Origin of the sequence: Gorillibacterium massiliense (assembly GCF_000455485.1) — a bacterium.
In the GTDB taxonomy this organism is placed as follows: Bacteria; Bacillota; Bacilli; order Paenibacillales; family NBRC-103111; genus Gorillibacterium; species Gorillibacterium massiliense.
The window spans coordinates 1-9,850 of sequence record NZ_CBQR020000052.1 but is presented as its reverse complement, the minus strand read 5'-3'; the positions used below and the strand labels follow the sequence as shown (position 1 = coordinate 9,850).

10 protein-coding genes are annotated in these 9,850 nt (G+C 51.5%); 7 read left to right on the top strand and 3 right to left on the bottom strand.

Annotation, left to right across the window (positions count from 1 at the left end; translation table 11 throughout):
- From TJ79_RS05495 to TJ79_RS05475, 5 genes are all read left to right on the top strand, one after another.
- Nucleotides 1–720, top strand: a 720-nt coding sequence (locus TJ79_RS05495; RefSeq protein ID WP_420319372.1) for a putative amidoligase domain-containing protein, incomplete at its 5' end; no start/stop codon positions are given.
- A 199-nt stretch (nt 721–919) separates the two neighbouring features.
- The gene (locus tag TJ79_RS05490) at nt 920–1,669 is read left to right on the top strand and encodes a YdeI/OmpD-associated family protein (protein WP_238322817.1); all 750 of its coding nucleotides are present in this window, start codon (nt 920–922) and stop codon (nt 1,667–1,669) included.
- Nucleotides 1,670–1,716: 47 nt separating this feature from the next.
- A complete protein-coding gene (locus TJ79_RS05485; RefSeq protein ID WP_040949295.1) occupies nt 1,717–2,733 on the top strand; it encodes an SDR family oxidoreductase in 1,017 nt (338 codons plus the stop codon).
- Nucleotides 2,734–2,910: 177 nt separating this feature from the next.
- On the top strand, nt 2,911–3,270 hold the full coding sequence (locus TJ79_RS05480; protein ID WP_040949294.1) for a BlaI/MecI/CopY family transcriptional regulator: 360 nt from the start codon (nt 2,911–2,913) through the stop codon (nt 3,268–3,270).
- Complete coding sequence (locus tag TJ79_RS05475) at nt 3,267–5,042, top strand: M56 family metallopeptidase (RefSeq protein ID WP_052339308.1); 1,776 nt, start codon at nt 3,267–3,269, stop codon at nt 5,040–5,042. Before TJ79_RS05480 ends, TJ79_RS05475 begins: the two co-directional genes overlap by 4 nt.
- A gap of 15 nt (nt 5,043–5,057) precedes the next feature.
- On the opposite strand, the gene TJ79_RS05470 is transcribed toward TJ79_RS05475, so the two are convergent.
- Nucleotides 5,058–5,561 carry a DUF2062 domain-containing protein gene (locus TJ79_RS05470; protein ID WP_040949293.1) on the bottom strand — a complete coding sequence of 168 codons (504 nt, stop codon included), beginning with the start codon at nt 5,559–5,561 and terminating at the stop codon, nt 5,058–5,060.
- Nucleotides 5,562–5,749: 188 nt separating this feature from the next.
- On the opposite strand from TJ79_RS05470, the gene TJ79_RS05465 reads away from it, so the two are divergent.
- Nucleotides 5,750–6,148 (top strand): helix-turn-helix domain-containing protein, encoded by a 399-nt coding sequence (locus TJ79_RS05465; protein WP_040949292.1) that lies wholly within the window; start codon nt 5,750–5,752, stop codon nt 6,146–6,148.
- Nucleotides 6,149–6,178: 30 nt separating this feature from the next.
- Here TJ79_RS05465 and TJ79_RS05460 read toward each other — a convergent pair whose 3' ends face one another.
- Both TJ79_RS05460 and TJ79_RS05455 read right to left on the bottom strand, forming a co-directional pair.
- Nucleotides 6,179–6,940: an arylamine N-acetyltransferase family protein gene (locus tag TJ79_RS05460; protein ID WP_040949291.1), complete on the bottom strand. Its 762-nt coding sequence runs from the start codon at nt 6,938–6,940 to the stop codon at nt 6,179–6,181.
- A gap of 18 nt (nt 6,941–6,958) precedes the next feature.
- A complete protein-coding gene (locus TJ79_RS05455) occupies nt 6,959–8,299 on the bottom strand; it encodes a M48 family metallopeptidase (protein ID WP_040949290.1) in 1,341 nt (446 codons plus the stop codon).
- A gap of 256 nt (nt 8,300–8,555) precedes the next feature.
- Here TJ79_RS05455 and TJ79_RS05450 point away from each other — a divergent pair.
- Nucleotides 8,556–9,850 (top strand): MutS N-terminal domain-containing protein (locus tag TJ79_RS05450; protein WP_040949296.1); only part of this gene is annotated, 1,295 nt, incomplete at its 3' end.

Below are 9,850 nucleotides of genomic sequence, written 5' to 3'. Positions count from 1 at the left end.
CTGCGTCCGGACCCAAGCCCGACGGCTGCCGGGCTGGTCCGGAACCTGCGGCGGACGATGAAAGCCGCAGCAAAGCGCATAGGCGACGCAAGCCTCAGCTGGCGGTCCGGCGGCATGCCGGCGGCGGGATTGCCCTTGGGCGGGCATATCCATGTGAGCGGCATCCCCTTGACCGGCGCCCTCGTGCGCGCCTTGGACAACTACGCGGCTCTCCCCCTAATGCTGGCTGAGGGGGAGAGCTCCCGTCGTCGCCGTCCCCGCTACGGACGGCTGGGCGACGTGCGCCGCAAGAAGCATGGCGGCTTCGAGTACCGGCCGCTGCCCAGCTGGCTCGCTACGCCGGCGCTAGCCGCCGGGGTGCTGGCTTTGGCGCGGGTCGTCGCGCTCCACTACCGGGAGCTGACACGGGACCCGCTGCAGCACCCGGACATGCGGCGGCTGTTCTACAGCGGCGAGCCGGTGCAGCTGCTCTCAGCCGCCACTGCCTTGTGGGCGGACCTGGAAGCTCTCCCCGCCTATGAAGCCAATAGACGGGAACTTGAGCCGCTGAAGGTGGCGCTTTTCAACGGCCAGGTTTTAGACCTTTCCGCTGATTTTCGTGAAGCATGGGGCATCGTCCCAGGGGACTACACCGATGAAAGTGTCAGTCAGAATGTGTCTACAGGCTCGCAGCCAATGCGAAAGCCGCCGCTTATTTTTCAGGGAGTCGCCGGCAATTAAAGTAGTTATCCAGAATAGCCTCGAAAATCAGGAAGAAGCGGTGCATTGACCGCTCTTCCTGATTTTTTTTAGATATCAATTAGTATAAACATCAAAGCAATGACCTCCTGATATCGCAAGAAAAACATCCTCTAAACGCGGTCTGGCTTCTTTGAATGTAAGTCGATAATCGTTTTTTTATCGCCCGTTATCGGTTATAATGTACGTGCGTCAAGATCTCAAGTTCAACATGGATAAAGGATGGTGCGAATTGGCAAAATCGATCATCGAGAAGCTGAATTTACATAAGTATAACGTGATCGCCGTACTGAACGAGCCTCCGGGAATGTCGTATTTTCCGGATTGGACAGGCTATGAAACCGAACTTAAGGCGGAAACCGGCTATGATCTGATTTTTGCGTTTGTCCTCGACATGGAGTCTTTGAGAGAGTTGGTTAATCGCGTGATCCAGCACCGTCATCTCCAGCCTGGCGGTTATCTTTTTGCGGCTTATCCGAAAAAAGGCAATAAAGTTTACCCGACCTTTATACACCGCGATGATCTTCTCGCCGGCTTGGACAGTGATGAGGATGGGTATGTTAGCGGCAGCAGCTTGAAGTTTGCCCGCATGGTCGGATTGGATGATATCTTTACCGTTATCGGGTTGAAGGAAGATGCCCGGGGTGCTGCCGGAAACAAAGGAACCCCCCCAACTTCGCAAAAAGCGAGCCAAAGAGTAGACGATTACGTCGCGCTGATTCCCCAAATTGAAGAGGATCTGGCGGACTCCCCCGACCTGTTGAGCTTCTACCGGACGCTTACCCCAGGATATCGCAAGGATTGGGCGCGGTATGTGTATAGTGCCAAGCAAGAGGAGACGAGGGAGAAGCGGCGGGAGGAAATGAAGATGATCCTCCGGGCCGGCTTCAAAAGCCGCGAGCTGTACAGACAATCGGTTGATCAAACCTGAAGTCCGACAAATAGAGTTGATGAATAAAAACTATGGAGGTGTTGACGATGAAAGCTTTGTTTATAGGCGGAACCGGAACGATCAGTTCGGCCATTACCCGCCAACTGGCTGAAGGCGGCTGCGATTTGTATTTGCTCAACCGAGGTAAAAGCAAAGAAGATTTGCCGGAAGGCGTAACGCTCCTACAAGCGGACATCAATGACGAAGAGCATGTCGCTAAACTTATCGTGGACCACAAATTCGATGTCGTCGCCGATTTTATCGCTTTCGTACCGGAGCAACTGGAACGGGATTACCGCTTGTTTAACGGCAAAACGAAACAATTCATCTTCATCAGCTCCGCTTCCGCCTACCAAACGCCGTTATCCGATTACCGCATTTCGGAAGGAACGCCTTTATCCAATCCTTATTGGGAATACTCCCGTAACAAGATCGCCTGCGAGGAATACTTGTTGAAAATGTACCGAGATCACGGCTTCCCCATCACCATCGTTCGCCCAAGCCATACGTATGATGAGCGTTCTATCCCGCTGGGCGTTCACGGATCACGGGGCAGTTGGCAGGTGGCGAGACGAATGCTGCAAAACAAACCTGTCATTATTCATGGCGACGGAACTTCTTTGTGGACGATGACCCATAACCGGGATTTCGCCAAAGGCTTTATCGGACTGATGGGCAATATCCATGCCATTGGCGAATCCGTTCATATCACCTCCGACGAATCCGTCACCTGGAATCAAATTTATGAGATCATCGCAGATGCACTTGGCGTTAAACTTAACGCCATTCATGTATCTTCGTCGTTTCTCGCCGCTTGCAGCACGGAGGACTATCGCGGCGGTCTCTTGGGTGACAAAGCTAACACTGTTGTTTTCGACAACTCCAAGCTGAAACGGCTTGTACCCAATTTTGTAGCAACCACTCGGCTCGACCAAGGGATTAAAGAAACGGTTGCGCATATTTTAAGCCATCCGGAGCTGCAGACCGAAGACCCTGAATTCGATGAGTGGTGCGACAAGGTCGTCAAGGCCATCGATAATGCCGTGATGTCCATTTTGACCTGATCCGAAGGATTCACATCTCCATAGAAGCCTGAAAGCCGCCATCAGCCGTCTGATTGGCGGTTTTTTCATGGGGAGAAACAAATCCGTGGAATATATTGACAACCCGGGTTTACTCCGATAAACTTCAAACAATAGGTTTATTGCAATAGACTTTCGGATCGAAAGGAGCAGCCAGATATGGAGCCGATCAAGCTGTATGACGCAGAGTACAAGTTTGCCAGCCTCATTTGGGAACATGAACCGATTAATTCGACGGAGCTTGTGAAGCTGAGCAAAACCAAGTTGGGGTGGAAGAAATCCACTACCTATACGGTTTTACGCAAGCTGTGCGAGCGGGGTATCCTCCACAATGAGGACGCCACTGTAACATCCATCGTTAAAAAAGCAGACGCCCAGAAATACGAAAGCCAGATGGTGGTGGAAAAAGCGTTTGACGGTTCGCTGCCTCAGTTTTTAACCGCCTTTTTGGGAGGAAAAAAGCTGACCGAGCGGGAAGTGGAGGAGTTGAAGCGGATCATTGAGGAGGCGAAGGAATGACGAGTCTCTTTATTTCCGTTCTCAATATGAGTTTGACGGCAAGCTATGTCGCCGCAGCTGTCATGCTAGTCCGCTGGCTTTTACGGAAAAGTCCGAAGCGCTACTCCTACGTCTTGTGGCTGGCCGTGCTTATTCGTCTAGTCCTTCCCTTTAGCTTCATGTTTCATTTCAGCCTGCTCAGCCTTCTGCCGAACAAACCGGCTGCGAATCCTACCGTTATGGAATACGTACCGGAAAACATCGGGTTGATGCAAACCCCTGCTGTTGAGACAGGCATAACCGGGATGAACCGTGTTGTGAATACATCTTTGCCAGCTGCGAATCCGGGCGACAGTGTAAACCCTATGCAAATCTATCTGTTCCTCGGCCACATCCTCTGGATCATCGGTGTTCTTGTCCTAGCGGTTTACTTCCTCATTGCCTATGGAAAAATAAAAAGACTCGTGCGGACGGCTACTTTGGTCCAAGGTAATATCTACGAGACGGACCGCATAACCACTCCCTTCGTATTCGGCCTCATCCGTCCGAGAATTTATTTGCCTGCCGACCTCGACGGGGATGAACGCATTTCGGTATTGCTCCATGAACAAACGCATATCGAGCGGTGGGATTATTTGATCAAACCAATCTCTTTTCTATTGCTTGCGGTTCATTGGTTCAATCCAGTCATATGGCTGGCCTTCGCCATGATGAGCAAGGACATGGAGATGAGCTGCGACGAACGGGTCATCCGCATACTGGGAAGCGGCATGAAGGGAAGTTATGCGCGGTCTTTACTGTTATTTTCGGCGCCAAAGTCTATTCCGCTTTCCGGAAGCTCCCTTGCATTTGGCGAGGGGAACAGCAAGGCGAGAATCAAGCACATCCTCGCGTACCGGAAGCCGAAGGCTTGGGTGGCCACGGTATCGGCTTGTTTAGTGATCACGTTAATTATCGGCTGTACGGCAAATCCGTTACCCCATCACTCGAAAGAGAAAGGCGATTATTTCGGGTATGATTTGGCGGCGATGATGGCATTGAAAGAAGCTCCGATTGACAACGGGAAGCTGACCGCTTTTTTTGATGCGATGCCCCAAACTCCGAGTAAAACGAGGGATAGCCTCTCTATCCTCGATGCAAAAACCTCAGCAAAGCTACAGCAGGCGGATCAGCCATTACAAGTCCTCGTAACCTATAAAACAAAGGACCAAGTCAACGATACGATGGACGATGTGCACCGTTCGATATTACTTTTCAGCATGATCGGTAAGCTGGATCAAATCCAGTTCATCTATCAAAGCTCAAAGGAAAACAGCCGTTTTGCCTACACGCGAAAAGAAGCGGATCAAATGCTTGGCAAGGACGTTCGCAGTTACGCGGAATCGGAAGCGACCTTGAAAATGTTGATTGATCACCTCAACGATATCTCATCTTTGGAGCGTCCGTCTGTTACGATAGCGGACATCTATCCGGGTGATCTATCGAAGATCAGCAAAATAGAAATTCAGAGAGTTAAGGTGGATGATGTCGCACCTGGAGATGCAATCTCTTTGCAGCATGCCGATCTTACGGAAAAGCCTTCCATCGACGCATGGGTGAAGGAAGTGAAGGATCTGAAGTTCAAGAGAGATCCAAGCCAGGAGCCGCGTACGGGGTTCGGTTATTCCGCAACTTTTTACGAAGGAAATAAATCGATTTTCAGGGTGGACGCGGATAATATTAATGGCGTTTACTATTTGCCAAACGAAGATTTTTTCAAAGCGGTGTATGAAGTCAAAAACCAAAATGACTGAGCAACCGGCTCAGGCTTAATGCTTTCTCGTCAATCGCAGCATAATAGGCTTACGCACCTTCCCCAGAACAAAGCGGACGATAAAATAGCCGAGAATGGAGAACACGAAGCTGTTGATGCAAGAGCCGACGAGGAAATTGAGTCCGGCTCTTCCCAAAACGCTAAAGTGGTGCGCCGTTTCCGTATAGCTAAAATCCGGCACGGGATGACCGATTACCCTGTGCAGCTTGTTGACAGGAATGACGAACAGATGCCGGGTCAAAAAGCCGATCTTATAATTCAGGAAAAAAAGGGCCGGCCACAGAAAAGAGCCGATCATGCCCGATATGACTGCGGCAACCATATTTCCCCGCAGCAGCTTGGCGAGACCGATGGAAATGACCATCCCGAAGCCGAAGGTAGGAAACCAACAGTGAAAAAAGCCCGCGACAAAGCCAACGGTGATGTTGTGGTCCGATTTGTTGGTGCGGAATAACCGCAGAGTATAGTATTTGGCGTTTCGCTGCAGCTTTCGTTTCATCGCGTTAGTCCTTACGTAGTAGAATAGAGGCCCACCCTATACTACCAGATTTCCCAGTTCGGTGGAAACCTATATCATTAAATCTCGCAGAATTTCGACACAACCGAATATCTAGCCAAACGCATGACGGAGCCTTCATCATAAGAAGACTCCTTTTGCCGTTAAGGGTTATGGAAGGAGGAGATGAAATGATCAGAAAATATACCGGATTGATAGGCTCCGTTATCATCGGCATATGTTTTGTGACCGGGTCTTTTATAATTGGCAGCGGCATGAAGGAACGAGTGGAGAAGACGGTTACCGTAATGGGAATACCCGCAGCAAGCCAAAATCAACAAAGCTCAGGGGTCGCGTCCGATGAAAATAGTCTTTTGTCGAAAAGTGAAGCGGCGCAATACTTGAGAATCACGGAGGATGAACTTATAGACATGATCGTAAAACAGATGATCGAGAGGAATTCGCTAACTTCTTATGACACATATCGCTTTATCCCCTATATCAAGATCAACGGAGAGTACAAATTCAGCAAAGATCAGTTGAATAAATGGATAAATTATGCAATGACGTCGCATTATCAATATCCATGAAAGTGATTGCAGGTAACAGATGAGAAATCACTACAGCCGGATGCCGAAATCCTGCTCAAACCTGATCCGCCGCTCATCATCCGTCTGGGGAACGAAAACGTCGACACCTTCGGCCGTGAACCGGCGGAACTCGTCTCCGGCAACCGTCAATCTGCCTTCCGGGATTTGCAAAGAGACGATAGGTGCCTTGATGAAGGGAGAATCCGGAGCGGTTTCGCACCAATGGCAGGCCATGACATAATCCTTGGACAGCTGCGGTTCTTCCGTAAAGGAATAGATCCAGCGCCACTCTCCGTCGTGTTTCTCACAAAGTACCCAGCCGTAAAAAGAGTCTTTCTCCAAGCGGTAGATTCCCGTATCCTGCGGCTGCTCCCGACGCTCCTCCATGGGGATCGGCCTTCGCGGAATGACTCCGCCAACCCCCACGTCGCAAAGATAATCGGTTCCATCCAGGTTAACTTTCAGCACATGATGCCTTCGCTTCGGAGGCGGAGCCGGTTCATCCCGCCAAAAGCGGCCGAAAAGGTCGGTTACCTCGTAGCCCAGTTCCCGCAGCAGCCAACCGTAAAGTTCGTTCAGCTCAAAGCAGAAGCCACCGCGCTGGCGAAGGACAATTTTATCGAATAGGTTCGGGATTTCCAACGACAATGGCACCCGGCGCCATACATCAAGATTTTCGTAGGGAACGGCGAATAGGTGGCATTCCTGCAGGCGGGCAAGGGCGGCGGCGCTTACGTCCAGAGGACCGTCGTAGCAGATTCGTTTTAAATAGTGGTTGACTTCGGGTTTCATTTTTCCTCCAAGACCGGATTATTTTGAAGTTTGTGCACCACTAGCCGGTAGATCGGATTCGATTCGCTCCGAAAGAGTCGGATGATCGCCGAAAAAGAACGTGTACAGAGCGGGAGGGTTCATCTCGCTCTTATTGTATTTGGCCAGCTTTTGGTGCAGTCCGATGTTGGCAGCCCGGTCCTGTAGCAGTTCGGTGGCATACCGGTCGGCCCGGTCTTCCATTCTGTAGCTCAAAGCGCTGGTAATGGGGCTGGAGAAGAAGAGCAGGGCAAGGAGCAGCAGCATCAAAATCGGGATACGATCTGCGCCTTCGGGGACTTTTCGCTCCACGAGCCACCAGAATCCCGCAAGGACGATGAAAAAGAGCAGCGAACCGCCGATGGCGTACAGCGTTCCGTAGTAAACGTCTTTATGGACGTAATGCCCGAATTCGTGGGCGGTGACGCTCAAAATTTCGTTATCGTTCAACTTATCGAGGGACGTATCCCACAGGACGACGCGGGTGGAACTGCCGATACCGCTGACATAGGCGTTGATGGAGGTGGTTTGCTTGGACATGTCCGCTTGTACTACATCGTGCGCTGGGACGCCCGTTCGGGCAGCGAGATCGAGAATTTTCGCTTTCAGCTCCTGATTTTGCAGCGGTACGAAGTTATTGTACAGCGGCTCGATCAACACAGGCTGGACGTAGGAAAAGAATAGGGACGCCGGAATGCTGAGCACCCAAAGGATGACCCACCAGCGTTTGGAGAAGCGACCGATCAACCAAAGGATAAGCAGCAAAACAAGCAGATCGGTGCAGATGCCGACGCCGAGGTCGATTAGCCGTTCCATAAACCATGAACCGAATCTTTGCTCCGTCAGTCCGTAAGCCTCGCGCAAGCGGTAATAGATGAACTCTACAGGCAGCAGAACGATTTGCAATCCGATGTAGAGGATGGCCGCGGTAACAGCAGCTGCGGGGTATCGGCGGGTGATCTTTTTTTGCAACCTCCGCTGCAGTTTGCCGGCAAAACCGGACAGATACAAATAGATGAGCAGTACCCATTCCAGGACAGGCACCCAAAAGGCGTAAAGGTAGCGGAATAAGGCGAACTCATGGATGTTTGCGATCTCCTCATGGGTCAAAAAGGTGGCAGGGTCAGCCGCCGTGCCTAAGAGTCGCGTCGGAGTGGCGTTTTCCGGCTGAGCGAGAAAATAGACGAAGAGAATCACGGTGTATACGAGAAAAAGCAAGCCGGGCAGATACAGCAGCCACTTGGACCGTGAATTTTTGATTGGTTTCGCTTCAACCGGCTTATTGTTGTCCATGTTTTTTCCTGACTTCATCTTCATCAACACCTCCGCGCGAATTACCATCTAACAGTATACCCCCGATAAATGGCAATGGAAATCTTTTTCACCAGGATCAGGGGGAGCGTTGCGAATCTCCGATATGCGTCACCATTCACCAGGTATGATATAATCAGACATACATGACGCTAGCGCAGCATCAGCGAATGTATGAAATATCGGCACAGCCGCCTGAAGCTTAACCTACTTGGAAGAAGGTTATTTCAGGGTAGAAAGAATGTTTGATGGATCTGGAGGATGAATTCCGTTGAATTATACGCCGATGATACAGCAGTACCTAGCCATAAAAGCCGAAGTCCCGGATGCTTTTTTGTTTTTCCGGCTGGGGGATTTTTACGAGATGTTTTTCGAAGACGCCAAGCTGGCGTCGCAGGAGCTGGAACTTACCCTAACCGGCAGGGAGGGGGGAGCCGAAGAGCGCATTCCGATGTGCGGGGTCCCTTATCATGCTGCGGAAGGATACATAGCGCGACTCATTGAAAAAGGCTACAAGGTGGCTATCTGCGAGCAAATGGAGGATCCGACGACGACAAAAGGAATGGTGCGGCGGGAAATCGTTCGCATCGTGACGCCGGGAACGCTCATGGACGGCAAGCTGCTTCATGAGAACGCAAACAACTATATCGCCGCCGTGGCAGAAGCGGGAAGCCAGTACGGCTTTGCGGTATGCGATTTGACTACCGGTGAGCTGTATGCCACGGCGCTTGAACATTCCGCCGAGCGCCTTGCGGATGAAATCAACGCTTACTCGCCTACGGAGCTTATCGGCTTTGGCGGCGTATTGAATGCGGCGAGACAAGCTCTGGCACTAACGGCGAAAAGTCCACTGAGCTCGGAATGGAACAAGCGGGATGCCGGGTTTGTGCGGGATCATTTTACCGGAGACAGGTTGGACCGGTTAGAGCCGGCCGCCATGGAAGCGGTCATCCTGCTCATGACGTACCTGAAGGATACGCAAAAACGGGCACTGGCCCATATCACCGAAATCCGCTCTTATGAGACGGAACAATATATGACGATGGACCCTTTTACCCGGAGAAATCTGGAACTTACGGAGACGGTGCGGGAACGTTCCAAGAAAGGTTCCTTGCTGTGGCTCTTGGATAAAACGGCAACCTCCATGGGCAGCCGCATGCTGCGGAGATGGATCGAAAAACCGCTGATGAACAAGGATAAAATCGCGGAACGGCAGGAAGCGGTGGAGAAGCTGTATAACGGCTTGATCCAGCGGGAAGAGCTGCGGGATACTCTGAAAGAGGTGTACGATCTTGAGCGGCTGGTGGCGCGGATCGGCTACGGCAACGCAAACGGGCGAGACCTGTTGGCACTGGTCAAATCGCTGGACAAGATGCCGGATTTCCGCCATGCCTGCCTCGGTTCGGGTTCGCAGACGCTGGCGAAGTTAACGGAGCAGCTGGACGATTGCGGGGATGTGCGGGAGTGGATCGCTGCCGCAATTACCGACGATCCCCCTTTGTCCGTACGGGACGGCGGATTGATTCGCGAAGGCTATCACGAACGGTTGGATACCCTCAAAGTGGCCAGCCGGGAAGGCAA